This is a genomic window from Porticoccaceae bacterium LTM1 (assembly GCA_030252795.1).
In the GTDB taxonomy this organism is placed as follows: Bacteria; Pseudomonadota; Gammaproteobacteria; order Pseudomonadales; family Porticoccaceae; genus SCSIO-12696.
This window is the reverse complement of the sequence record CP127080.1, coordinates 115973-141484: the sequence shown is the minus strand read 5'-3', so window position 1 is coordinate 141484 and position 25512 is coordinate 115973. Positions and strand designations below refer to the sequence as shown.

Sequence of the window (25512 nt, the reverse complement as noted above, 5' to 3'; positions counted from 1 at the left end):
TTTTGCCAGCCACCTCGGTTTCTCCGGGTGGTCTATTTGCGCTTCTCATAGAAGCTGGGGGGCGTCATTATTAACAACCCAACCATGTTTTAGCAATCAAAAGCCTGTTTGGCCCTGTAACTAAAACTCACCTGTTACCTTAGGTAACAGCATATTCAAACCAAATTTTTGTCTAAAAATTGCGCATACCCATAGGAATGCGACTACTGTTTTCACCCTTTTGGACGAGCATGAGACCAGTCGTTCAAAGAGTTGATTGTTTTAGGTGACAGGGTTTTAAGAAACAAAGGTAACAGCTGCTTCCTAAACCCGTTAGCCCTATTAGCTTAGGCGGTTATCTTGTCCCTGACCACAAATGCATAAGGATAAGTCCCACCCGGCGCGCCTGGTGTACGTTTTATCTCAGGCCACTGGTCAATATTGAAGGTCGGAAACCGCGCATCTCCGTCGACATCAGCATCTACTTCTGTAATGTAAAGCCGATTTGCTCGCTCCAGCGACTGACGATAAATCTCGCCCCCTCCCATGACGATCAACTCGTCGACTCCATCACGATCAGCCACTTCTGTCGCCAGTGCCAGCGCCTGATCCAGTGAATGAACCACCTCCACTCCATCAGCTCGCCACTTGGTGTCCCGGGTGATCACAATATTGGTGCGCCCCGGCAACGGCCGACCAATGGAGTCATAGGTTTTTCGCCCCATTATGATCGGCTTCCCCATGGTTACCGACTTAAAGTACTTAAGATCTTCCGGCAGGTGCCAAGGGAGTTGGTTTTCCCGTCCTATTACGCCATTTCTGGCCATCGCCACCACGAGTGCAATCTTCATATCAACTCCCATGAATCAAACCGCGATCGGTGCTGAGATATGTGGATGCGGATCGTAATCGACAATTTCAAAGTCTTCGAACCGATAATCAAAGATCGACTCCGGCTTGCGATGAATTACCAGTTTCGGCAACTTGCGTGGTTCACGCTGCAACTGGGTACGCGCCTGCTCCAGGTGATTCTGGTAGAGGTGTAAATCCGCCATACTGATTACAATCTCTCCCGGCTCATAGCCACACTGCTGAGCCAACATATGAGTGAGGAACGCCAGACTGGCTGTGTTGTAGGGGTTACCCAAGAACAGGTCATTGGAGCGAATGTACAGCATTGCCGACAATTTGTTGTCCGCCACATAAAACTGATACAGCAGATGGCAAGGCGGCAGCGCCATACGGCCTTCAGCGGCATTTTCCCAGGGTTTTTTGGACTCATCGGGCAACTGCGCCACATTCCAGGCATGAAAGATATGACGGCGACTGTTCGGGTTATTCTTCAAACCCTCTACCAATTCCGCAATCTGGTCGATATGACCACCCTCGCCATCCGGCCAGTGGCGCCACTGATAACCATACACAGGCCCCAGCTCACCTTCCGGGGTTGCCCACTCATCCCAGATACTGACGCCATTATCCTTCAGGTATTTGATATTGGTTTCTCCGTTGAGAAACCACAACAACTCATGAAGAATTGAGCGGATATGCAGCTTTTTGGTGGTCAGCAGCGGAAACCCTTCCGCCAGGTCGTAGCGCACCATGCGACCAAACACCGATTTGGTTCCAGTGCCAGTTCGATCACCTTTCTCGACACCGTTATCAAGCACATCCTGCAAAAGATCCAAATAGGCCTTCACGCTTTACTCCCCTCAGCAACGGCAGCCTGGCGACGATGCGCCCAGCAAGCCCAGATAATTAATATGATGCCAACAGCTATCATCGGCAGGCAGAGCGTCTGCCCACGGGTCATCCAACCAAACAAGAGCTCGTCTTTCAAATGACTATCGGGTTCGCGGGCAAACTCCACAGCGAACCGGAACAGGCCATACAACAGCAAAAACAGCCCGGCAATTGTGCCTGTCGGCCGCTGCCTGCGACTGAACCAGAACAGCACTGTGAACAGCACAACACCTTCCAGGAAAAACTCGTACAACTGGGATGGGTGACGGAGCAGAAAATCCGGGTCGTTCGGAAATTTCATGCCCCACCAACCCTCGGTTTCACGCCCCCACAGCTCCTGGCCGATAAAGTTGCCAAGACGACCAAGGCCGAGACCAATAGGCACCAATGGCACTACGAAATCACCCAGCTTCCAGAATGATGTTTTGATACGGCGGCTGTACACCCAAATTGCGCCTACCACCCCCAGCATGCCACCGTGGAAGGACATACCGCCTTCCCAAATGCGGAACAGATAGACTGGGTCATCCAGCCAGGTTCCCATATTGTAGAAAAGGACATAACCCAGCCGCCCTCCGATAATCACACCGAAGGCACAATAGACAATCAGGTCTTCTATCTGGGCCTTGTTAATCGGCGACCAATCCTGACGACAGCGCTTGCGAGCCAGCAGCCAGGCGGCAGCAAAGCCCAGAAGATACATAATTCCGTACCAATGGATTTTGACAAACCCAAGGTCGAGCGCCACAGGGTTAAAGTTTGGATGAATCATTATTATGGTTTCCGACTACTGACCGTAAATATGAAGGGAGATGATACTACACAACAACCTATGACTAGAGATACCTCGTGCAACACTCTGGGCTAATCCCTGGTCTGCAGCTCAGTTCACTGCAGATGTCCTCAACAAACGCTCCAGTTCAGGACGTGACAGCTTCTGCTCCAGCTGCGCCAGCACCGAGCTGGTATCCGGCAACAGCAATGCCTCAGACACCAGTTGCTGCGCCTCCTCAAGGCTGACATAACGCAAAATGGATTTAACCCTTAGCAAGTTGGCCGAACTCATCGACAGCACGTCGTATCCCATGCCTATCAACAATACGGCCCCCAGTGGATCACCTGCCATCTCGCCACAAACACTGACCTGGCAGTTCTCCTGAAGGGCGCCATCGATAATCATTTTCAATGCATTCAACAATGCGGGGTGAAAGGTGTGGTAAAGGTCTGCAACACGAGGGTTGTTGCGATCTACCGCCAGAAGGTACTGGGTAAGGTCATTTGTACCTACCGACAGGAAATCCACCCTTTTGGCTATTTCGCGCGTCTGGTACACCGCCGCCGGAACTTCCAGCATGGCCCCCACTTTAGGGCGCTCCAGCTCAAAACCCTCTTCCTGAGTCAGCTCATTATAGGCGCGATCGATCAACAGGATAGCTGCCTCCAGCTCCGACACACTGGAAATCATTGGCAACATAATGCGCAAGTTATTAAGGCCCAATGATGCTTTCATCATCGCCCGTAACTGGCTAAGAAAAATCTCCGGGTGGTCTAAAGTGACTCTTATTCCGCGCCAACCCAGAAACGGGTTTGCTTCTTCGATAGGGAAATAGGGCAGAGCCTTGTCACCACCGATATCCAGAGTGCGCATTGTGACCGGACGAGGCGCAAACATTTCCAGTTGTTCTCTATAGATCTGGCGCTGCTCTTCCTCGGAGGGAAATCGCTCATGCATCAAAAATGGCACTTCGGTCCGATACAAACCAACGCCTTCCGCACCTCGGTCAAGAGACAGCATGGTGTCGATGCGAAGGCCCGTATTTACCCACAAACTGATGCGGTGATTATCGGAAGTGACACAGGGCTGGTCGCGCAGCTCTTCCAAATCTGCTGCCAGTAGGCACTCTTCCTCGCGCTGGTGCTCATAGCTTTTACGAACCGGGTCAGAGACGTTGATCACTACCCGGCCGCGATGGCCATCGACCACAAGCTCACAACCATCGAGCTCTTCCAGCGGCAGATCCACAGCACCCATCACCGTTGGCACCCCAAGTGCCCGACCGAGAATTGCCATGTGAGAGTTGCGCGAACCGCGAACAGAAATCATTCCAGCCAGCTTGTCGTGCGGCACATCTGCCAGCATTGGGGCAGCCAGCTCCTCTCCCACCAGAATGGTATTGTCCGGATATTCAATATTGGGGGATTGGGCTTGTTGCAGGTGAGTCAGAACCCGGCGACCCAGGTCACGCACATCGGAAGCGCGCTCTCGTAAATAGGGATCCTGCATCTGCTCGAAGTTGCGCACATGCTCTTTGATCACCTGACTCCAGGCACTCTGGGCGGCTAACTTGCCTTTGATCAGCTTAGTTACCTCATCACTGAGGGAGTGATCATCCAGCATGCTGATATAAACGCCAAACAGCGCCCTCTCACTGGAGCTGAGCTTGTTAACCAGACTGCTGTCCAGGGAGTGAAGATCCTCTTTGGTGCGACGAATTGCCTGCTTGAAAAGCTTAAGTTCGGCTTCCACGTCTTCAATATAACGCCTGGGCACCGTTCGCAAATCCGCAGCTACCGCCACTACCACCGCTGTACCGATGGCAATTCCTGGCGCACTGGGGACACCATTGAGAACAATCTCCTGCACCCTGCCAGCAGCCAGCCCTTCACCTCGCGAACGAGCCAACTGGGCTCGCAACTCACCGGTAGCTTCTGCATGAGCAATAGCACCCGCGAGCTGGGCACAAATAGTCACCATGAACGCCTCCTCCCCTTCGTCGAAGCGACGGCGCTCCTCCTGCTGGGCAAACATTACGCCCAACACCTTGCGGTGATGAATGATGGGAGCCCCCAGAAATGACGTGTATCGCTCCTCACCGGTTTCCGGGAAGTAGGCATAACTGGGGTGTTCGGAAGCGTTTTCCAGATTGATGGGCTCTTCCTTGCTGGCCACAAGACCAACAAGACCCTGCCCTTCAGGGATTTTTACCTTACCGATAGACTCTTTATGGAAACCATCGGTAGCACGAAGTACAAAACGTTTGTTTTCAGGCTCGTGAAGGAAGATTGTGCAGCTGCCCACATTCATCACTTCCTTTACCCGCTGCGCAGCAATATTCAGTACCTCCGTCAGATTCGCGGCGGTGTTTACCTCCTGAACAATACTGCGCAACTGGTCCAGCACAATTACGTCTCCTTTATAGTCGGCGCTCTAGCTCAACCTGCGTCTGGGCAAGCTCTTTTAAAGCACGGCGGTAGACATCGCGCTTGAAGTCCACCACTTTATCGACCGGATACCAATAGTTCACCCATTTCCAGCCATCAAATTCGGCTTTGTGACCACAGTCAAAACGAATTTGCTGCTCATCACCGGTCAACTTCAGCAAAAACCACTTCTGCTTTTGACCAATGCATAGCGGCTTGGAATTTCGGCGAATGTACTTTTTCGGCAATTTGTACCGCAGCCAGCCACGTGTGCTGGCCAGAATTTCAACATCTGCTTCGGTGAGCCCCACCTCTTCATAGAGCTCGCGGTACAGTGCTTGCTCCGGGGATTCCCCCCGGTCTACTCCCCCCTGGGGGAATTGCCACGCATCCTGCCCGACTCGCTTGGCCCACAACAGTTGCCCTTGGTCGTTGCAGATCACGATGCCAACGTTTGGGCGAAAACCGTCTCGATCGACCACTTCTCTCTCTCCTGACCCTAGATAGCCATTGTTCCATAACTTACTGATATTCGGCAATTTACTTTTCCCAGGCTGTTAGAGCTACAATACCTCCCTTCTAGATACGCACATCCGGATAATTCCTATGCCACTGGCCATTTTTGACCTCGACCACACACTTATCAACGGCGATAGCGACTACAGCTGGGGACAATTCCTGGTTGAAAGAGAACTGGTGGACAGAACCGAATACGAGGCCAAAAACGAGCAGTTCTATCAGGACTATGTAAACAGCACCCTCGACCCGATGGCCTACCTCGAATTCGCCGTCGGACCGCTGACCCAATACAGCCTTGATGAACTGGCGGACTTTCATCGTGACTTTATGGAAGCTGTTATCGCCCCGATGTGGCAGCCCAAGGCGGAAGCCTTGCTGGAGAAACATCGCTCAGCCGGGGACACCCTGCTGGTAATTACCTCCACCAACCGTTTTATCGTGGAGCCCATATGTCACAAATTGGGCATTACCGAAATCATTGCGGCACGTCCGGAAATGATTGATGGCAGCTACACCGGCAAAATTACCGGCGGCCACACCTTTCAACACGGCAAAGTCGAGCAGCTGAACCGTTGGCTGCAAGAGAAAGATGAAAATCTGGAAGGAGCCTGGTTTTACAGCGACTCCATAAACGACCTGCCGCTGATGGAAGTGGTGGACAATCCGGTAGCGGTAGATCCGGATGATAAATTGCGAGCGGAAGCTAAGCAGCGAGGGTGGGAAATCATTTCATTGCGTTAAAAAAAGGCGGCCAAACGGCCGCCTTTTTTAATTTAAATAACTTTTACAGATTCGCCTCCGCATACTCCGCCAGAATCGAACGCGGCACACCTTGCAGCTGTATATTCCCACCGTAGGCAAAACCTTTAAAGCGTTCGGTCAGGTACGTGAGGCCGGAACTTGTAGCACTCAGGTACGGGGTATCAATCTGTGCAAGGTTACCCAGACACACCACTTTGGAGCCTTTACCCGCTCGAGTGACAATGGTTTTGATTTGGTGCGGGGTGAGGTTTTGAGATTCGTCGATCAGAATCAGGCTGTGCTGGAAACTGCGTCCGCGAATGTAGTTGAGCGACTTGAACATCAGCGGCACTTTATTAAGCACGTAGTCGACGCTGCCGGAGCAATCCTCATCATCGTAGTGAAGTGCCTCGAGGTTGTCAGTAATGGCACCCAGCCAGGGCTCCATTTTTTCCTCTTCGGTACCGGGAAGGAAACCGATGTCTTCATCCAAGCCTTGCGTGCTACGGGTGGCAATAATGCGACGATACAATTTGGTATTCACGGTCATTTCGATGGCCGCCGCCAACGCCAAAATGGTTTTACCGGAGCCGGCAGAGCCAACTAAATTAACCAGATGAACATCCGGATCCATCAACAGGTTGAGCGCCATGGCCTGATAGATATCTCTCGGTTTTAACCCCCAGGCCTCCTGCCCTAACAACTCTTCGCAACTGAACTGCTTCAGCACCACATAGTCGTCGCCGATATCGGCAACACGGCCCACAAAGCCCTGTTCGTCGTGAACGAACTGGTTGCAATAAAGGTCTTTCAGTACCTCACAGCGTGGCACCCTGTGAAAGGCATAGCCAGCGCGCGCTTCGGTTTCTACTGATTCAATGTGATCCCAGAAGCAGCCCTCAAAATCTAGAAAACCTTTGTTGATCAACTCAATGTCACTGACCAGCTGGTCGTTGTGGTAGTCCTCGGAGTCAATGCCGCAGCCACGCGCCTTCAGGCGCATGTTGATGTCCTTGGTGACCAGCACCACTTTCTGGTTGGGGTGATTCTGTTTGAGCAGGAAAATGTCGTTGATGATTTTGTTGTCGTTGAGGTGGGTTGGAAGGATGGCAACGTTGTCTGGGGCATGGCTCATCAGGATGGAGAGACTGCCGAGAGGTTCACTCTGCTCCCCTCGTCGAATCGGCACCCCCTTTTCCACTTCCGCCGAGGTTGCTCCTCCGAGGATCTGGTCAATCCCGCGAATCGCCTGCCGACAATCTGCGGCCTGTGTGTTACGCCCGCTTTTCAGTTTGTCGAGTTCTTCAAGGACGGTCATCGGAATGATGACGTGATGTTCTTCAAAGTTGAGCAGAGCAGTTGGATCGTGAATCAGGACGTTGGTATCTAGGATGTAGAGGGTTGGCAGGTCTGCCTGGGGTGGCATCGCGACGGGCTGGGGCTTTCCCATAAGCACTTCTCCCATTTATTGTCGTTTTGGAAGTCGGGCAGGCTTATGGTTGTCCGGTGGCAGTGGTTAATCAGAAGCCTGCCAATTAGAGCTTGCTTGCGAAATACTATGCGCCTGTCATCAGTACATGTAAATCACTTTTTGAGCTCTCAACCGAAAAATTATGCGAATTAAACGACAGCCTGATGACAGGGATTACATCGGTTCCAGATATTCAAACCGGGGGATCAGCTCACCATCACGCTCGACCGTTTCCGTAAACATCGACAGCGGACGCACCCACAGCTTTTGTTCACCATAAAGCGGGCGATATACCACCAACAGCTCTTCGGTTTCCGAGTGACGGGCAACATCGACAACTTCGTAATCGTTGCCTTTATAGTGGCGGTAACGACCGGGCTGGATAGTAATGTTTGTACTCATTAAAGTAATTCCAGTCGATTGTGATTAGCCCATATCCCTGGCAAAGATTGCTTTCAGGTAGTGAGTTTCAGGAATGGATGGGTGCACTGGATGATCAAGTCCAGCACCTCCTTGCGCGATTACTTGCAAGCGGCGACCACTGCGAGCGCCCGCCAGGCGCACCACGTCCATCAGCATTTCGTCAGAGAGATGCATTGAGCAGGATGCCGACACCAGCAGACCACCGGGCTTAAGAACCCGCATCGCCAACTGGTTAATTTGGTGATAGGCCTTTTCACCCTGCTTGATGTCTTTGCGGCGCTTGATAAATGCCGGAGGATCCAGCACCACAACATCAAATTGACGACCTTCCTGAGCCAGCGCTTTAAGTACATCAGCAGCCTTGCCCTGAATGGTTTGAAAACGATCGCTGACACCGTTCAACGCCGCATTGTTTTCGGCGCTTTCCAATGCATCCTGCGAAGCATCCACACAGATGGCAGACTCTGCACCAGCGGTAAGTGCCTCTACTCCCCAACCACCAATATAGCTGAACACATCCAGTACAGACTTTCCTTTGCACATTCGCTGCAAGGTAGCGCGGTTTTCACGGTGATCATAAAACCAGCCGGTCTTCTGGCCATCCAGTAGTGGTACTTCAAAGAGAGTTTGGTTTTCGACGATTTCCACCATCTGTGGCACATCGCCCCAGCCAATCTCCACACACTCGGGCAATCCTTCCATCTGGCGAAACGGGCCGAGATTGCGGAATACGATACCGCGCGGCTGAACCACGTCCAGCAAAGCCTCGGTGACCTGATCGCGATGGCGATCCATACCTGCCGTTGTTAATTGCACCGACAGGTAACAGCCGAAGCGGTCTACCACCAGGCCTGGTAAACCGTCAGCATCGCCATAGCAAAGACGGTAGCATTGTTGCGGGTAAACTGATTCGCGGCGCTCCATAGCCAACTGCAACTGGCGCTTCAAAAATTCTACATCCAGCAACTGTTCGGGGTCGCGACTGTAGATACGAGCACAAATAAGGCTGTTGGGGTTAATGGTAGCAACACCCAATGCCTTACCGCGATGATCCTCAATAACTGCACAGGCGCCAACTTCCAGGCTTTTCAGCGGGGTTGCAACGACATCCACTTCGTTACTGTATACCCACAGGTGCCCCCCGCGAATACGGCGGTCACAGCCAGGTTTGAGCTTAATGCGCAGTTCAGTCATTACTGATCTCTCGTTGATTGTTTTATTCACTACCGGTTAACAGTGTGAACCAAAAATGATAAAGCCGCCTGTGGGGCGGCTTTTCTGTGATGCGTCAAACATAAAAAGCAGGACTGGCCGATGCCGACCAGCCAGGGCTGCTTATTCGTTGTCGCACACTTCCTGATAAGCATCAGCATCCAGCAGGGATTCCAGCTCTGCTGGATCACTCAGCTTGATCTTGAAGAACCAGCCGTCACCGTAAGGCGAGCTGTTAACGGTTTCCGGAGCGTCTTCCAGATCTTCGTTCACAGCAATGATCTCACCAGATACCGGGCTGTAGATGTCAGAAGCCGCTTTTACAGACTCAACCACACCGGCATCATCACCCGCTTCCACGGTATTGCCCACTTCCGGCAGCTCAACAAATACCACATCCCCCAAGGCCTCCTGCGCGTGGTCGGTAACACCCACGGTCACAGTGCCGTCACCTTCGTCACGAATCCACTCGTGGGAAGCGATGTACTTCAGGCCGCTAATTACTTCGCTCATCTTTTTATCCTCTATCTAATCTTTATTAACGTTAACCCAGCAAACAGCTAAATAAGTAGCTGACTGGCAAAATTAGTCAAATGCTTTGGCACCGTTACGAACAAAGCATGGCTTGATCACTCGGGCCGGGGCTAACTTGCCGCGCAGCTCAACTTGTACTTCATCGCCCGTGGATTTTGGCACACGAGCAAAGGCAATGGCAGTCCCCAGCGTTGGAGAGAAAGCACCACTGGTGATAACACCTTCTCCGGCGCCTTCTGCAACCACGCGCATTCCAGCGCGCAGTACACCGCGTCCCTCGAACACCAGACCTACCAGTTTGTTTTGAACACCGTCGGCTTTTTGTTGGGTCAGGGCTTCACGGCCGATAAAGTCGCGATCTTCCGGCTCCCAGGTCACAGTCCAGCCCATATTGGCTTCCAGCGGTGAAACCTCTTCGGTCATGTCGTTGCCGTACAGGTTCATACCAGCTTCAAGGCGCAGGGTATCGCGCGCCGCCAGGCCACAAGACATAACGCCAGCGTCTTTCAACGCCATCCAAAAATCAGCCGCCTGCTCACCTGGCACCATGATTTCCAGGCCATCTTCACCGGTGTAACCGGTGCGAGCGATGTACCAGCCGTCCACGTCCTTGGCCACAAATGGCTTCAGCTCATCTATTGCGGCTGCTGCGGCCGGACTGACAACAGTTTTTGTCAGTTCAATTGCCTGCGGCCCCTGAATGGCCACCATGGCAAACTCCGGGCGTTCGGTCAGGGCTACATCAAACCCTTCTGCCTGCTTATTCATCCAGGCGAGATCTTTTTCGCGAGTAGAGCAATTCACAACAACACGATAATCGACAGGACTGTTGTGATAGATGATCAGGTCATCAATCACACCACCCTGCTCGTTCAGCATACCGCTGTAGAGAGCCTTGCCAGGCTTGTCGTCCAGTTTGGCAACATCATGGGTTACCAACTTGCGCAGGTAGGCGCGGGCGTCAGCGCCGGCAACGTCAATCACGGTCATGTGACTGACGTCAAACATCCCGGCTTTCTCACGCACCGCGTTGTGCTCTTCAATTTGTGAGCCGTAGTTGAGCGGCATGTCCCAGCCACCAAAATCGACAATTTTGCCACCAAGTTGCTGGTGTGTTTCAAACAGTGCGGTGCGATTTCCCATGGATATTGCCTCGATATCATTCTGCTTATTTCAAAGTGGCGCGATTTTATCGGCTATAGCCCACAAAAACTAGCCAACGTGCAAGTTAATCCCGGTTTCTGAGTGCAAAGCTTACAAAGCGGCACTCGCGCAACTAATAGGCAGCGTTCATAATGGCTGCTTTTAAATCACACGATTGCAGCCATGACCAACCATCTCCAGCACCCCTACGATGAATTAACGCCGGATCGCGTGCTTGATGCCGTCGAAGAGCAGGGATTTCACAGTGATGCCCGCATCTACCCTCTCAACAGCTACGAGAACCGGGTCTACCAGGTGGGGCTGGAGGATTCACAGCCGATTATCGCCAAATTCTATCGCCCCGAGCGCTGGAGTGATGCACAGATACTCGAGGAGCATGCTTTCACCAGAGAGCTGGCTGACCTCGAAATCCCTGTGGTTCCGCCAATGGTGAATTCGAATAATGAGACCCTGTTGTCATGTCACGGCTTTCGGTTTGCCCTGTTTGAGCGCCGTGGTGGTCGCGCCCCGGAGCTCGACAATCCCGACAATTTGGAGATTCTCGGTCGCTACCTCGGCCGCATTCATGCCGCCGGACAGGCCAGCGATTTCGCGCACCGCCCGGGCATTGATGTGCAATCGTATGCCATCGACAGCTTTGAATACCTCACCAAAAGCGATTTCATTCCCATTGAACTTGCCACCAGCTACCGAACCCTGTGCGAGGATCTGATAGCCAAACTGCAACAGTTGTTTGATATCGTGCCCTTTCGCAATATTCGACTGCACGGCGACTGCCACCCCGGCAATATTCTTTGGCGAGACGACCTGCCCAACTTTGTTGATTTCGACGACTGCAGATCTGGCCCGGCGATTCAGGATCTGTGGATGCTGCTGTCGGGTGACCGCGCACAGCAAACTGCCCAGATGCTCGACATTCTTGAAGGGTACGAACAGTTTTGTGATTTTGACCCCGCAGAACTGTCACTTATTGAGGGGCTGCGCACCCTGAGAATCATGCACTACGCAGCCTGGTTGGCAAGGCGCTGGGATGACCCGGCATTTCCGAGAGTGTTTAGTTGGTTCAATACGCCGCGCTATTGGGGGGACCATATTCTCGAACTGCGTGAGCAATTAGCGGCGCTGCAGGAGCCTGCCTTGCGGCTCGTACCCTAGGGCTCTTACGGACTCTAAAACTGTATTTTTTTATGCAGGTTGAGCGAACGGTAAACTTCTGCGGATAGTTGTCGCTACTATTTTGAACACTTGGCTGAATACAACAATATGAACCTGTTCTTTTTCATTACTGTCATTCTAGTCGTTTTGATCGGCTTGTTCTTCTGTGTACGCAGGGAAATTACCTGGCCTACCTGCCTGCTACTGCTCAGCGCCTTAGGCTTGATCGAATACAAACTGGAATCCGTTACCCGCGAAGAACACAACCAGGATCTTGAACTGGAAGTTTCCAATCACCTGAGCTCAATAACGGCCCAGATGGTGAGTAATATCAACACCAATTTCTCACTGATCAGAGGCCTTGCAGCGCACATAGCCACTAAACCCGATATCACCCAGCCAGAATTCACCCTCTACGCTGAAGCGGTATTTCGCCAGGATCCTATGTTAATCAATCTTGCAGCCGCTCCAGACATGGTGATTCGGATGATTTACCCCATCAAGGGCAATGGAAGCGCTTTAGGGTTGGACTATATGGCAACACCAGGTCAGCGCGACGCTGTACTGGAGGCCAAGCGACAACGGGCTATCGTGGTGGCAGGCCCATTGGAGATTGTGCAGGGCGGGAAAGCCATCATCGGCCGCATACCTGTTTTTATTCCCGACACAGAGACCGGCGAAGAGAAATTCTGGGGAATTGTATCGGCCCCATTGGATGCAAATGCACTGTTTGACTCGGTGGGCTTAACCGATGAAGAGTTGGATATCGACATTGCAATTCGCGGTAGAGACGGACTTGGTGCCAGCGGTGAAATTTTTTGGGGCAATCCGGATGTGTTTGACGACCCGAGAGCGGTTCACTCATCCATACCGGTTGGTGATGGTAAATGGGCTCTCGCTGCCAGGCCTTTAATGGGCTGGAATCAAACTCCAACAAGTATCTGGATCATGCGCTCAATAGCCATTTTGCTGGCACTGGGCAATCTGCTGGTTTTACGGGGCCGCCACCTACAGATCCAGAACACTCGCAAATACCAGAAAACAATTCGCGAAAATGAACAGCTACTCAATGATGCTGGAGAGCTGGCCCAAATCGGGGGCTGGAAGATCCACGCTTCCGGAGAGCTGTCCCACCTGAGTCGTCAAACCACCCGCATCCTCAACCTGTCCGAAAAAGAATCAGCTCGCAGCCTGGAAGAAATCCTCGAAAAGTTTGATACCTCCCAGGCCAATGCGCTCAAGTATCACCTTCAGGAAGCCATCACCGCTGGACGGAAGTTTGATATTGAACTGCAGATGTCTGATAGCGAAGAGCTGCGCTGGCTTCGCCTGATAGGCAACCCAATCTCAAGCAATGGTCATGTCAGCGAAGTGGTTGGTGCGATTCAGGACATTACCGAGAAGAAGAGATTCAGCGAGATGATCCAGCACCAGGCCACTCACGATATTGTTACCGGCCTGCCAAACCGCTTCCTGTTTGAAAGCTACCTGAGCAAATCCATTGCCAAGGCCCATCGGGAACAACGGGAGCTGGCGGTACTGTTTCTCGACCTGGACAAATTCAAGTCAATCAACGATAACCTCGGCCACAAAGCCGGAGATATGCTGCTCAGCGAAGTGGGCAATCGAATCAAAAACTGCCTGCGCAGTTCTGACACCGTGGCACGCTACAGCGGCGATGAATTTACCCTGATACTCGACAATCCCGGTCATAAAAACGACGTGGTTGCGGTGGCAGAAAAAATTCTCAATGTCATCAACCAGCCCTACAGCATTCTCAACCACCAGGTATTCTGTTCAGGCAGTGTTGGCATCTCCATCTACCCCAAGGATGGCTACACGCCGGAAGACCTGATCAGCAACGCCGACCACGCCATGTACCAGGTGAAAAAGGAAGGCCGCAACGGATGGCACTATTTCACCAGTGAAATGCAACGCCAATCGGAGCGTCGCCACCTGTTGCACAACAAACTCTCTTCAGCGATTGCCGATAAAGCCCTGGATGTACATTACCAACCGATCATGAATCTCAGCACCGGTAAGGTGGTGAAGTGTGAGGCGCTGGTGCGCTGGTTTGATAACGGCGCACTGGTTCCCACCATCGACTTTATCTCGCTGGCTGAAGAGACCGGCATGATCAACGAGATCGATCGACTGGTGTTGCAGCAGGCCGGAGCTTACTTTCGACGCCTCAACGCCAAGCTCGACCACAGCATTAGCCTCTCGGTAAATCTCTCGCCGCGACTGTTTACTGCCCGCGATAACGCGCTGGGATTGTGGATGGAGATTATTCAGGATCTCTCCAACCACCTTGCCATCACCGTAGAAATTACTGAGCGCCTGTTAACCCAAAACTCCGATCAGGCGATGAGCGTACTTTCCCGGCTCAAGGAGTTCGGGGTAGAAATTGCCATTGACGACTTTGGCACCGGCTACTCATCACTGAGTTACCTCAACAATTTCCCCATTGATATTCTGAAAATTGACGGCTCCTTTGTACGCAATGCCACTAATGACGAATCCGCCAGCACTCTTACCGACACCATTATCAGTCTGGCGAAAAAGATGTCCTTGCTGGTGGTTGCCGAAGGCATCGAAACCGAGGGCCAGTTGCACTATCTGCAACAGCGCAACTGCGATATGGGCCAGGGTTACCTGCTTGGAAAGCCGATGGACGGGGAACTGTTTGCCGAGTGGCTGCAGGTAGATGCCCGCCAGATGAAAAAGATGATTACCGGAATAAGCAATTCAGCAACGGCAACAGAAAACGCAAATGCCTGATCAGCCAACCAATAAAAAAGGGAGCATTTGCTCCCTTTTTTATTGCGCTATCACTCTTACACGAACAGTTAACCTGCAAAGCGCTCTTTGATCACCTCAAAGGTCGCGCGAACACCAAATGCTTCTCCGCCCACTGGTCGACCAGACTGCTTGCGGCTGTTCCAGGCCATGATGTCAAAATGCACCCAGGGGATGTCGTCGCCAACAAACTCCTGCAGATACAAAGCGGCGGTGATTGCGCCACCAAACGGTCCGCTGGCGCAGTTCACCAGATCGGCGATGTCACTTTCCAGCATGTACTTGTACGGTTTGTGCAGCGGCATGTGCCATACCGGATCGTCCACCTGGTCGCCGGCAGCAATCAGGTCAAAGGCCAGCGAAGCGTCGTCGGTGAAAAAGCCCGGCAACTCAGTGCCGAGCGCAATGCGGCAAGCACCGGTCAGAGTAGCGAAATCTACCAGCATCTCCGGCTTCTCCTCGCACGCTTCGGTCAGTGCATCGCACAGCACCAGACGGCCTTCCGCATCTGTATTGTCCACTTCCACAGTCAGTCCCTGACGGGTGGTGATCACATCGCCGGGACGGAAGGCATTGCCCGCAATCGCATTTTCCACTGCCGGCACCAACACTCGCAGACGCACTGGCAGGTTGTGAGACATAATCAGGCGGGCAAGGCCAATCACATGAGCGGCACCGCCCATATCCTTTTTCATCAGCCGCATACCAACGCCCGGCTTGATGTCCAGACCTCCGGAGTCAAAGCAAACGCCCTTGCCAACCAGGGTCACTTTCGGGTGGGACTCATCCCCCCAATGCAGATCAATTAAACGCGGCGCATGGACACTGGCACGACCTACCGCGTGAATGGTCGGGTAGTTTTGCGCCAACAGCTCGTCGCCCACAATTTGTTTCACCTGGCCACCAAATTCCTTGGCCAGGTTTTCCATGGTCTCCCCGAGATGTTCCGGCATCATGTCCGCGGCCGGAGTATTCACCAGATCGCGTACCAGTGCAGTCGCCAGCACCAGCTTGTTGGCTTCGTCCACCAGTTCCTGAGTTGGCAGAACCAGCTGCGGGCGCTCCTGTGAGTCGGCTTTTTTGTAGCGATCAAAACGATAGGCACCCATACCCCAGCTGAACGCGGCCATTTTCAGGGTTGCTTCCTCAGCATCCAGCCTGTAATCACCCACCGGCAGCTGGTTGGGCAGATCTCCGCAGATAAAGTGATTGTCGATCGCTGGAACACCCACCACTACCTGATTGAGAACGCCGTCCTCTCCGGGCACCAGGCTCATACCTTTGCCCTTGAACTCAGTGCTGGCCAGCCAGTTTTGCAGCGCCTCGGGCTGCTGCTCAAACCAGTTGTCGTAGTTGCTGGTTTCAACCAAAGTCAGTGGCGTGCCGTGATCACCGGCAATCAGAAGCGTGTTCATAGTGTGGATACCGTATTCCAATAGGAGTAAAACGAGTCGCCCAGTATATCGGGGATACCTCCCCGACCCAAGCGGCGTGGTAACTGGAGAAAGAGCCCGTCTCTCTGTAAGTAAGTGGCTGATACTCCAAATTGAGGAGCCTCGAAATCATCGAGCAACCGAAAAAAAGAATTGGATTAACTATCAGTAGTGCGGCGGCGGTGGTTCGTCACGGGCATCGTCAAAGCTGTCCCCTGTCATCGCCTCCCTCAATCTCTCGGCCAATGTCTCCAGTGATCGTTGCAACTTATCGAGCTGGACTTGCTGTTTGACCACCACATCATTAAGCGCCTGAATCGTATCTTCCTGATAGGCGCTACGGGTTTCCAGCTCTTCTATTCGAATTTCAAATTTATCCATCTTTGCCTCTAGCCTGGCTCTGCCATATTCAAATTCGCGCCCATGGTAGCCGACGGCAATCGTTTGGTGAATCAATGATGAAATTGTTTTAACTGGCTGCTATTCAAGACCAGGGTCTATTCTGTATAACAGCTGTCATAAACTTCTGACAGCATTACTGTCCATTTTTCTCTCACGGAACGACCCATGTCCCAAGACACTTTGCCCAGCAATGTGACGCCTCTCCATGAGGAGCTGGCTGACATCAACCTCAACAGCCCGGAACTGTATATCAATCGTCACCACAGCTTGATGCAGTTTAACCTGCGTGTACTGGAGCAGGCGTTGAATGAGGACTATCCGCTGCTGGAGCGACTGCGTTTTCTGCTGATCTTCAGCAGCAACATGGACGAGTTTTTTGAGATTCGGCTGGCCGGCCTGCAACGTCAAATCAGTTTTTCCCGCGAAAGCGTATGGCTGGACGGCATTCACCCCCAGGAAGTGCTCAAGCAGCTGAGCCTGCTTTGTCACGAGGGTTTCGACAAGCAGTACCGGATTCTCAACGAGACACTGATTCCGGCGATGAATGCACAGGGTGTGCGCTTCCTGCAACGCAAAGTCTGGAATGATCGAATCGCCGCCTGGGCAGAGGACTATTTCCGCACCCAGATTCAGCCGGTGGTGAGTCCACTTGGGCTCGACCCGGCACACCCATTCCCGCGCCTGGCCAACAAGAGCCTCAACTTTATCGTCTCGCTGGAAGGCACCGACGCCTTTGGCCGCGAGATGAAGCGTGCCATTGTGCCAGCACCGCGCTCCCTGCCGCGACTGATTCGCGTTCCCGACGAACTCTGCGATGGCGGTGACAACTTTGTTTACCTGTCGTCGATGATGCACGCCCACATCGGAGAGCTGTTCCCGGGCATGACCGCCACTGGCTGTTACCAGTTTCGCCTGACCCGCGACGCCGACCTCGACCTGAACGCCGCCGAGGTGGAAGATATCGCCCGTGCACTGCGAGGTGAACTGCACTCACGCCGTTTTGGCAGTGCCATTCGCCTGGAAGTAACTGACGATTGTCCGCAGGAGCTGGTGGAGTTTCTGCTTGATCAGGTCAACCTCACCGAAAGCGAGCTCTATCGCGTTAACGGTCCGGTAAACCTGGGCCGCATGATGGAGGTGATGAATCAGGTTGACCGCCCTGACCTGCTGTTCCCGCCAATCACTCCGGGCGTACCCAAACCGCTGCTGAAACCGGAAACCACCATTTTCGATGCTGTTCAGAAAGAAGATATTCTGCTTCTGCACCCGTTTCAGTCATTCACCCCGATCATCGACCTGCTCAGGCAGGCCGCTCGCGATCCCGATGTACTGGCGATCAAACAGACTTTGTATCGCACCGGTGCCCGCTCGGAAATCGTTGATGCCCTCGTAGAAGCCGCCCGTAACGGCAAAGAGGTTATTGTGGTGGTGGAGCTACGCGCCCGCTTTGACGAGGCGGATAACCTGCAGCTGGCCAGCCGCCTGCAGGACGCTGGCGCGGTAATCACCTATGGTGTGGTCAATTACAAGACTCACGCCAAGACCATGCTGATTGTGCGCCGCGAAGGCAAACAACTGCGCCGTTATGTGCATCTGGGTACCGGCAACTATCACTCGGGGAACGCCCGTGTTTATACCGACTACAGCCTGCTCAGTTGCGACGAAGAGCTGGGAAGTGATGTTCATAAGATTTTCCAGCAGCTCACCGGCATGGGTCGTGCGGAAGGTTTACAACGTTTACTGAGTGCTCCGTTTAGCCTGCGCAAGAAAATCACACGCATGATTCGCGGCGAGGCAGCTGCAGCCGCGGAAGGCAAATCGGCGCGGATAATTATGAAATTCAACAGCCTCACCGATGAGGGCATTATTCAGGAGCTGTACAAGGCGAGTCAGACCGGAGTCAAAATCGACCTGATCATTCGCGGTATGTGCTGCCTGCGCCCCGGTATTGAGGGAGTTTCCGAAAATATTCGCGTCACCTCGATTGTCGGCCGCTTTCTGGAACACTCCCGCGTGTATTACTTTGAAAATGCTCAACCGCAGCTGTTCTGCGGCAGCGCCGATATGATGGAGCGCAATCTCAAACATCGCGTCGAGATCGCTTTCCCGGTAGAGAATCATAAGCTGCACAATCGCATTATGGATGAGCTGAACTGCTACCTGGATGACAACACCTTCAGCTGGGAACTGCAATCCGATGGAACTTATTTGAGACTGGCTCCGGCCGGTGACGAACCGGCCAGCTCATCCCAACAGCAATTGCTCGAGCTGTTTTCCGGTTAAATCCAGCGTCAACGAATGTGGAGCTGATACCCCGAGTCGGAGATCAGCTCCGCTTCATTTTCCAGTTCGTTGGCGGTCAATGGGTGTCGCGACAGCCAGTCGAGCGGGAAATTAAGGCTGAGGGTTTTGCCCTCAGCCGAAACCGTAAACTCCGGCTCCCCCTCTTCTTGGGCAACGTATTTGAACAGCACTGCAAGGCGCAGCAGCATGGCCATTTTCAGCAAAGCCGAGCGGCGCTTTTTGGGTAATTCTTTAAACAGATCCATTGGCAGCTTGCGGCGGTGACTGCGCACCAGCAGTGCCAGCACCTGCTGATCCCGCTGCGAGAAGCCGGGCAGGTCGGAATTGTGAATCAGGTATTCACCGTGCTTGTGAAACTGGTTATGAGCAATGGTCAGTCCGATTTCATGCAATCGCGCTGCCCAGCACAACATCATCTGGTCGTCCTGATTGAGTTTCCAGCTGTCGCAAACAAATTCGTACAACTGCCCGGCCATCTGTTCGACACGCCCGGCAACTTTGTCATCTACCGCGCAACGCTGCATCAGGGCATTGACACTTCGCTCACGCACATCCTCATGGCGCAGGCGGCCGATCATGTCGTACACAACCCCTTCACGCAGGGCGCCATTGGAGACTGTCATATTCTCTATGCCGAGCACGTCAAACAACGCACAGGTAATCGCCAACCCGGACGGAAATACCGTGCGACGATTTTCTTTCAAGCCGGGAAAATCCAGGTTATCCATACAGTCGACTGCCAACACAGCCTGTTTGAGTTTGGCGAGTCCGCCCGGTGTTATTGACTCAGTAGCCCAGCCCTGCTCCTGCAATACCTGGTGAACTGCCAGCAGTGTTCCGGATGAACCGACACATTCCTGCCAGCCCATCTGCCGATAGGCATCGCGAATATTGAGCACCTCCAGGCTGGCTGCCTCAACGGCTTTCTGAAACGCTTTTTCGGTGATTTTTCCATCGTCGAAAAAGCGCTTCATATAGCTGACACACCCCATGTGCAGACTTTCAAGGCGCTTGGGTTCAAAGCGCTGGCCGATAGCAAACTCGGTACTGCCACCGCCGATATCCACCACCAGCCGCGACTGCTCATCGTCAGCCAGGGTGTGGGCAACTCCCAGATAGATCAGCCTCGCCTCTTCACGACCAGGAATAATCTCCACCGGACAGCCCAGCACCGCTTCGGCGGGCACGGTAAATTCTTTGCTGTTTTTTGCGGCACGAAGGGTATTGGTACCCACAACCCGCACCATATCCGGCTGCAGGCTGTCGATGACCTGGCGAAAGCGCGCCAGGCAGGAGAGGCCTCGACCAATTGCTTCAGCGGACAACTTCCCTTTCTTGCCAATTCCGGCTGCCAACTGCACCTTTTCGCCAATCCTTTCAATGGGCCTGATTTCCCCGTGCTCCTCACGAGCCACAATCAGGTGAAAACTGTTTGAACCGAGATCCACCGCGGCCAGAGTTGTTGGTTGGTTTTGTTGTTCCACTATCGATGCCTTGAAATATAAAGAGCTAACCCATATTAAAGACTATTACAGGTCCACTACCATATGTTGACACCGTTGTTCAGCAGGGACCGCGGGTGTTATTATCGCCCGCATTGTATCAACGCTGCCGGCTTCGGCCACCTGCGCAGTACCCCTCAAATTTGGAGAATAGTTTATGAGCATCGCGCAAATCACCGACGCCTCTTTTGAAGCAGAAGTACTGAATTCAGACATTCCTGTACTGGTAGACTTCTGGGCAACCTGGTGCGGCCCTTGCAAAATGATCGCCCCGATCCTGGATCAACTGGCTGGCGAACTGGAAGGCAAAGTTAAAATCTGCAAAATCGACGTAGACACCAACAAAGAGATGGCAGCCAAGTACAATGTGCGCGGTGTACCAACTCTGATGATGTTCAAAGACGGCAATCTGGAAGCGAGCAAAGTGGGCGCACTGTCCAAGCCGCAACTGACCCAGTTTGTTGAAGAGAACTGCTAAGTAGCCAGTTGAAGCGAGACTGGTATAAAGTCTCGCTTCAACATGCTCAGAGTTTGCACAATCCCTGATAGCCTGTATACTTAGCCCAATAAAACGAATCAACCTGCCGCCCTTAATCCAAGATTTGCTTCCAATCGCTCCGTTCAGCCAATCTTTGCGGCTCTTTTAACTAACTAATTCTGTACGACTCTATTGCCAAATCTGCGCAAATAGTTAATTCCTAATTCCAACAAAGTCACGCCTCTATGAACCTGACCGATCTGAAAACCAAACCCATTGGCGAACTCCTTCAAATCGCCGAAAGCATTGGCCTCGACAATCTGGCCCGCTCCCGCAAACAAGACATCATCTTCAATATCCTCAAACGCCACGCCAAATCCGGCGAAGACATTTTTGGCGAAGGGGTATTGGAAATTCTTCCGGATGGTTTTGGTTTCCTTCGTTCCGCCGACGGTTCTTACCTGGCAGGTCCGGATGACATTTACGTCTCTCCCAGCCAGATTCGTCGCTTTAACCTGCGCACTGGTGACTCCCTGGCGGGCAAAATCCGGCCACCCAAGGATGGCGAGCGTTACTTCGCCATGCTCAAGCTGGACACCATTAACTTCGACAAGCCTGAAAACGCCCGCAACAAAATCCTGTTTGAAAACCTTACCCCGCTGTTCCCGGATGAACGCCTCAAACTTGAAGCCGGCAATGGCAGTACCGAAGACCTGACCGGTCGCATCATTGACCTTATCTCCCCTATCGGCAAAGGCCAGCGCGGCCTGATCGTGGCTCCACCCAAGGCCGGTAAAACTATCATGATGCAGAACATCGCCCAGTCGATTATCCGCAACAACCCGGAAGCGCACATTATGGTGCTGCTGATCGACGAGCGTCCGGAAGAAGTTACCGAAATGGAGCGCACCGTGCGCGGCGAAGTGGTTGCCTCCACCTTTGACGAGCCGCCCTCGCGCCACGTACAGGTTGCCGAAATGGTGATCGAAAAGGCCAAGCGCCTGGTAGAGCACAAAAAAGACGTGGTAATCCTGCTCGACTCCATCACCCGTCTGGCACGAGCCTACAACACCGTACAGCCGTCCTCTGGCAAGGTACTGACCGGTGGTGTTGACGCCCACGCTCTGGAAAAGCCCAAGCGTTTCTTCGGTGCCGCGCGCAATATCGAACAGGGTGGCTCACTGACCATTATCGCCACCGCACTGGTAGACACTGGCTCAAAAATGGACGAAGTAATTTACGAAGAATTTAAAGGCACCGGTAACCAGGAACTTCACCTGGATCGCAAGATCGCAGAGAAGCGTGTTTTCCCTGCCATCAACGTGCGCCGCTCCGGCACTCGCCGCGAAGACCTGTTGATGAAAGAAGACGAGCTGCAGCGGGTATGGATTCTGCGTAAACTGCTGCACGACATGGAAGACATCTCCGCTACCGAATTCCTGGTGGATCGCCTGAAAGGCTTCAAAACCAACGACGAATTCTTCCTGGCAATGAAACGCAAATAACCACCTGCGTTTTCACCAGCAATAAAAAAACCGGCCTAAGCCGGTTTTTTATTGCCCGATATTATCAGGCGCCAACAACTGTAACGTTGGAAGCTTGCGGGCCTTTCTGACCATCGCTCACTTCAAAGCTCACTTGTTGACCTTCGTACAGAGTGCGGCGACCAGTGCCATTGATTGCGCGGTAATGCACAAACACATCAGCGCTGCCTTCTCGTTCTATAAACCCGTACCCTTTCGCATCGTTAAACCACTTGACGATGCCTGTTACCAACTCAGACATAGAAAACCTCATGTTTTATTATCATTTAGTCTTGGAACCTTTGTTTCATGCCGCCACACTCGAATATGAAGACACGGAACAGCGCCCTACTACCATGGACACCGGCTTACTTTAGGGTTGAATTATTCGATTTACAAGTTTTCAACCCTGATCGGTATTGAAAAGGGCCCAAATGCCGAATCCGAGTATGGTAAAGTCGGCGCTTATCGAATATTTAGCTGGATTTGTGCATGCAATACCGAGATCTGCGCGATTTTATTACCGCCCTGGAGAAACGCGGTGAATTAAAGCGCATTACCGCGCCTGTTGACCCCAACCTGGAAATGACCGAAATAGCCGACCGCACGTTGCGTGCTGGTGGCCCAGCCTTACTGTTTGAAAACCCGGTGGGTTATGACATTCCTGTACTGGCCAACCTGTTTGGCACGCCGGACCGGGTCGCACTGGGCATGGGTCAGGAAAATGTCACTGCACTGCGCGATGTCGGCAAATTGCTGGCTTTCCTGAAAGAACCTGAGCCGCCGAAAGGATTTAAAGAACTCTGGGAAAAGCGGGGCACCTTTAAACAGGTGCTGAATATGCCTGCAAAAGAGGTGAAGAAAGCCCCCTGCCAAAAAGTCGTGCTGGAAGGCGATGAGGTAGACCTGGACCGGATCCCCATTCAAACGTGCTGGCCAGGTGATGCAGCCCCTCTTGTAACCTGGCCATTGGTTATTACCCGTGGTCCAGAGAAAGAACGCCAGAACCTCGGCATTTACCGAATGCAGAAGATCGGCAAAAACAAACTGATCATGCGCTGGCTGGCGCATCGCGGCGGCGCACTCGATTTTCGCGATTGGCAACTCAAGCACCCCGGCGAGCCATTTCCAGTTTCCGTCGCATTAGGGGCAGACCCAGCCACCATTCTCGGAGCTGTTACACCAGTACCGGATACACTGTCGGAATACGCTTTTGCCGGGTTGCTGCGCGGCGACAAAACCGAAGTAGTGAAAAGTATTGGTAACGATTTACAGGTGCCGGCAAGTGCAGAATTTATTCTCGAAGGTTACCTCTATCCTGGCGAGATGGCCGATGAAGGCCCGTTTGGTGACCATACCGGTTATTACAATGAGGTTGAGCAGTTCCCGGTATTTACCGTTGAGCGAATTACCCATCGTGAAAACCCGATCTACCACAGCACCTACACCGGCCGGCCACCAGATGAGCCCGCCATACTGGGCGTGGCACTGAACGAAGTTTTTGTGCCGATTTTGCAAAAGCAATTTCCGGAGATCACAGATTTTTATCTGCCGCCAGAAGGCTGCTCGTACCGCTTTGCTGTTGTCACAATCAAGAAGCAGTACGCCGGTCACGCCAAACGTGTAATGATGGGTGTGTGGTCATTTCTGCGACAGTTTATGTACACCAAATTTGTGGTCGTTACCGATGACGATGTAAATGCTCGCGACTGGAACGATGTAATCTGGGCGATGACCACTCGTATGGATCCGGGCCGCGATACTGTGATCGTCGACAACACTCCGATTGATTATCTGGACTTTGCATCACCGGTTTCCGGGCTCGGTTCAAAAATCGGTTTTGATGCAACCAATAAATGGCCCGGTGAAACGAATCGCGAGTGGGGCGAGCCAATTACCATGAGCGACGACATTAAAAATCGCGTCGATGAGATCTGGGACAGCTTAGGGATTGATTGACCACCATTAATTTTTAATCGATATGTAAAAGCCGGGATAATTCCCGGCTTTTTATTAGGGCTGGTCAGTGCTCCGTAGATCCGGCATTCACTCAATCCTGAAAAGCCATTCCTCATATAACCCACAAATCGTCGCGACTTTCCAGGATTGAGCAAATGCCTGCTAAGACATAACCAAAAAAACAACCAAAAAATTTAACCCACCACTTTCAGCACTCACAGTGTGAGCCCCAGTGCAGCGGAAAGGTTTCACCCGATTTGTCAGTCATATGAGGGTGAGGCCTTTCCGCTGTAATGGGGCGGGTTTAGTACTCCGTAGCCCGGCATTCACTCAACCCTGAAAAGCCACTCCTCATATAACCCACAAATCGTCGCGACTCTCCAGGATTGAGCAAATGCCTGCTAAGGCATAACCAAAAAAACAACCAAAAAAGTTAACCCACCACTTTCAGCGCTCACAGTGTGAGCCCCAGTGCAGCGGAAAGGTTTCACCCGATTTGTCAGTCATATGAGGGTGAGGCCTTTCCGCTGTAATGGGGCGGGTTTAGTACTCCGTAGCCCGGCATTCACTCAACCCTGAAAAGCCATTCCTCATATAACCCACAAATCGTCGCGACTTTCCAGGATTGAGCAAATGCCTGCTAAGGCATAACCAAAAAAACAACCAAAAAAGTTAACCCACCACTTTCAGTACTCACAGTGTGAGCCCCAGTGCAGCGGAAAGGTTTCACCCGATTTGTCAGTCATATGAGGGTGAGGCCTTTCCGCTGTAATGGGGCGGGTTTAGTACTCCGTAGCCCGGCATTCACTCAACCCTGAAAAGCCACTCCTCATATAACCCACAAATCGTCGCGACTTTCCAGGATTGAGCAAATGCCTGCTAAGGCATAACCAAAAAAACAACCAAAAAAGTTAACCCACCACTTTCAGTACTCACAGTGTGAGCCCCAGTTCAGCGGAAAGGTTTCACC

General features: G+C 52.6%; 21 protein-coding genes. 7 read left to right on the top strand and 14 right to left on the bottom strand.

Annotated elements, in window-relative coordinates:
- Positions 1–326: 326 nt before the first annotated feature.
- The 5 genes from QP938_00685 to rppH all read right to left on the bottom strand — a co-directional run bounded on the left by QP938_00685 (position 327) and on the right by rppH (position 5405).
- Positions 327–830, bottom strand: coding sequence for a dihydrofolate reductase (locus QP938_00685; GenBank protein ID WIO74450.1), 504 nt, complete (start codon positions 828–830; stop codon positions 327–329).
- Positions 831–845: 15 nt separating this feature from the next.
- On the bottom strand, positions 846–1679 hold the full coding sequence (locus tag QP938_00680) for a thymidylate synthase (protein WIO74449.1): 834 nt from the start codon (positions 1677–1679) through the stop codon (positions 846–848).
- Positions 1676–2497 (bottom strand): prolipoprotein diacylglyceryl transferase, encoded by an 822-nt coding sequence (lgt, locus tag QP938_00675; protein WIO75680.1) that lies wholly within the window; start codon positions 2495–2497, stop codon positions 1676–1678. Before lgt ends, QP938_00680 begins: the two co-directional genes overlap by 4 nt.
- Positions 2498–2605: 108 nt before the next feature.
- Positions 2606–4903, bottom strand: a complete 2298-nt coding sequence (gene ptsP / locus QP938_00670) for a phosphoenolpyruvate--protein phosphotransferase (protein ID WIO74448.1) — start codon at positions 4901–4903, stop codon at positions 2606–2608.
- 13 nt (positions 4904–4916) lie between these two features.
- Complete coding sequence (gene rppH / locus QP938_00665; GenBank protein ID WIO74447.1) at positions 4917–5405, bottom strand: RNA pyrophosphohydrolase; 489 nt, start codon at positions 5403–5405, stop codon at positions 4917–4919.
- A 124-nt stretch (positions 5406–5529) separates the two neighbouring features.
- Between rppH and QP938_00660 the strand changes: the two genes are divergently transcribed.
- Positions 5530–6183 carry an HAD family hydrolase gene (locus QP938_00660; protein WIO74446.1) on the top strand — a complete coding sequence of 218 codons (654 nt, stop codon included), beginning with the start codon at positions 5530–5532 and terminating at the stop codon, positions 6181–6183.
- 43 nt (positions 6184–6226) lie between these two features.
- Here the strand turns inward: QP938_00660 and QP938_00655 are convergent, their stop codons facing one another.
- The 5 genes from QP938_00655 to gcvT form a co-directional block, all read right to left on the bottom strand.
- A complete protein-coding gene (locus QP938_00655; protein ID WIO74445.1) occupies positions 6227–7633 on the bottom strand; it encodes a PhoH family protein in 1407 nt (468 codons plus the stop codon).
- A gap of 195 nt (positions 7634–7828) precedes the next feature.
- The gene (locus QP938_00650) at positions 7829–8056 is read right to left on the bottom strand and encodes a DUF1653 domain-containing protein (protein WIO74444.1); all 228 of its coding nucleotides are present in this window, start codon (positions 8054–8056) and stop codon (positions 7829–7831) included.
- A gap of 24 nt (positions 8057–8080) precedes the next feature.
- Positions 8081–9271, bottom strand: a complete 1191-nt coding sequence (locus tag QP938_00645) for a class I SAM-dependent rRNA methyltransferase (protein WIO74443.1) — start codon at positions 9269–9271, stop codon at positions 8081–8083.
- A 141-nt stretch (positions 9272–9412) separates the two neighbouring features.
- Complete coding sequence (gcvH, locus tag QP938_00640) at positions 9413–9802, bottom strand: glycine cleavage system protein GcvH (protein WIO74442.1); 390 nt, start codon at positions 9800–9802, stop codon at positions 9413–9415.
- A gap of 72 nt (positions 9803–9874) precedes the next feature.
- Positions 9875–10966: a glycine cleavage system aminomethyltransferase GcvT gene (gcvT, locus tag QP938_00635; protein WIO74441.1), complete on the bottom strand. Its 1092-nt coding sequence runs from the start codon at positions 10964–10966 to the stop codon at positions 9875–9877.
- Between the two features lie 183 nt (positions 10967–11149).
- Here gcvT and QP938_00630 point away from each other — a divergent pair, with 183 nt between their 5' ends.
- Positions 11150–12142: a serine/threonine protein kinase gene (locus QP938_00630; protein ID WIO74440.1), complete on the top strand. Its 993-nt coding sequence runs from the start codon at positions 11150–11152 to the stop codon at positions 12140–12142.
- Between the two features lie 108 nt (positions 12143–12250).
- Positions 12251–14923, top strand: coding sequence for an EAL domain-containing protein (locus tag QP938_00625; GenBank protein ID WIO74439.1), 2673 nt, complete (start codon positions 12251–12253; stop codon positions 14921–14923).
- A 68-nt stretch (positions 14924–14991) separates the two neighbouring features.
- Here QP938_00625 and QP938_00620 read toward each other — a convergent pair whose 3' ends face one another.
- Together QP938_00620 and QP938_00615 are read right to left on the bottom strand one after the other, a co-directional pair.
- Entirely contained in the window at positions 14992–16356 is a 1365-nt protein-coding gene (locus QP938_00620; protein ID WIO74438.1) for a leucyl aminopeptidase family protein, read from the bottom strand.
- Between the two features lie 183 nt (positions 16357–16539).
- On the bottom strand, positions 16540–16755 hold the full coding sequence (locus tag QP938_00615) for a SlyX family protein (GenBank protein ID WIO74437.1): 216 nt from the start codon (positions 16753–16755) through the stop codon (positions 16540–16542).
- A 186-nt stretch (positions 16756–16941) separates the two neighbouring features.
- Here QP938_00615 and ppk1 point away from each other — a divergent pair, with 186 nt between their 5' ends.
- Positions 16942–19059, top strand: a complete 2118-nt coding sequence (gene ppk1, locus QP938_00610; protein ID WIO74436.1) for a polyphosphate kinase 1 — start codon at positions 16942–16944, stop codon at positions 19057–19059.
- Positions 19060–19067: 8 nt separating this feature from the next.
- Here the strand turns inward: ppk1 and ppx are convergent, their stop codons facing one another.
- Positions 19068–20564, bottom strand: coding sequence for an exopolyphosphatase (ppx, locus tag QP938_00605; protein ID WIO74435.1), 1497 nt, complete (start codon positions 20562–20564; stop codon positions 19068–19070).
- 175 nt (positions 20565–20739) lie between these two features.
- On the opposite strand from ppx, the gene trxA reads away from it, so the two are divergent.
- Positions 20740–21060: a thioredoxin gene (trxA, locus tag QP938_00600; protein ID WIO74434.1), complete on the top strand. Its 321-nt coding sequence runs from the start codon at positions 20740–20742 to the stop codon at positions 21058–21060.
- Positions 21061–21305: 245 nt separating this feature from the next.
- The gene (gene rho, locus QP938_00595; protein WIO74433.1) at positions 21306–22565 is read left to right on the top strand and encodes a transcription termination factor Rho; all 1260 of its coding nucleotides are present in this window, start codon (positions 21306–21308) and stop codon (positions 22563–22565) included.
- A 64-nt stretch (positions 22566–22629) separates the two neighbouring features.
- Here rho and QP938_00590 read toward each other — a convergent pair whose 3' ends face one another.
- On the bottom strand, positions 22630–22845 hold the full coding sequence (locus tag QP938_00590; GenBank protein ID WIO74432.1) for a cold shock domain-containing protein: 216 nt from the start codon (positions 22843–22845) through the stop codon (positions 22630–22632).
- Positions 22846–23075: 230 nt separating this feature from the next.
- Here QP938_00590 and ubiD point away from each other — a divergent pair, with 230 nt between their 5' ends.
- Positions 23076–24542, top strand: a complete 1467-nt coding sequence (ubiD, locus tag QP938_00585; protein ID WIO74431.1) for a 4-hydroxy-3-polyprenylbenzoate decarboxylase — start codon at positions 23076–23078, stop codon at positions 24540–24542.
- Positions 24543–25512: the final 970 nt, after the last annotated feature.

Excerpts from the sequence above, each read along its gene's own strand:
- QP938_00685 (WIO74450.1), bottom strand. The coding sequence starts at position 830 with ATGAAGATTGCACTCGTGGTGGCGATGGCCAGAAATGGCGTAATAGGA.
- QP938_00660 (WIO74446.1), top strand. The coding sequence starts at position 5,530 with ATGCCACTGGCCATTTTTGACCTCGACCACACACTTATCAACGGCGAT.
- QP938_00655 (WIO74445.1), bottom strand. The coding sequence starts at position 7,633 with ATGGGAAAGCCCCAGCCCGTCGCGATGCCACCCCAGGCAGACCTGCCA.
- QP938_00650 (WIO74444.1), bottom strand. The coding sequence starts at position 8,056 with ATGAGTACAAACATTACTATCCAGCCCGGTCGTTACCGCCACTATAAA.
- QP938_00645 (WIO74443.1), bottom strand. The coding sequence starts at position 9,271 with ATGACTGAACTGCGCATTAAGCTCAAACCTGGCTGTGACCGCCGTATT.
- gcvH (WIO74442.1), bottom strand. The coding sequence starts at position 9,802 with ATGAGCGAAGTAATTAGCGGCCTGAAGTACATCGCTTCCCACGAGTGG.
- gcvT (WIO74441.1), bottom strand. The coding sequence starts at position 10,966 with ATGGGAAATCGCACCGCACTGTTTGAAACACACCAGCAACTTGGTGGC.
- QP938_00630 (WIO74440.1), top strand. The coding sequence starts at position 11,150 with ATGACCAACCATCTCCAGCACCCCTACGATGAATTAACGCCGGATCGC.
- QP938_00625 (WIO74439.1), top strand. The coding sequence starts at position 12,251 with ATGAACCTGTTCTTTTTCATTACTGTCATTCTAGTCGTTTTGATCGGC.
- QP938_00620 (WIO74438.1), bottom strand. The coding sequence starts at position 16,356 with ATGAACACGCTTCTGATTGCCGGTGATCACGGCACGCCACTGACTTTG.
- QP938_00615 (WIO74437.1), bottom strand. The coding sequence starts at position 16,755 with ATGGATAAATTTGAAATTCGAATAGAAGAGCTGGAAACCCGTAGCGCC.
- ppk1 (WIO74436.1), top strand. The coding sequence starts at position 16,942 with ATGTCCCAAGACACTTTGCCCAGCAATGTGACGCCTCTCCATGAGGAG.
- trxA (WIO74434.1), top strand. The coding sequence starts at position 20,740 with ATGAGCATCGCGCAAATCACCGACGCCTCTTTTGAAGCAGAAGTACTG.
- rho (WIO74433.1), top strand. The coding sequence starts at position 21,306 with ATGAACCTGACCGATCTGAAAACCAAACCCATTGGCGAACTCCTTCAA.
- QP938_00590 (WIO74432.1), bottom strand. The coding sequence starts at position 22,845 with ATGTCTGAGTTGGTAACAGGCATCGTCAAGTGGTTTAACGATGCGAAA.
- ubiD (WIO74431.1), top strand. The coding sequence starts at position 23,076 with ATGCAATACCGAGATCTGCGCGATTTTATTACCGCCCTGGAGAAACGC.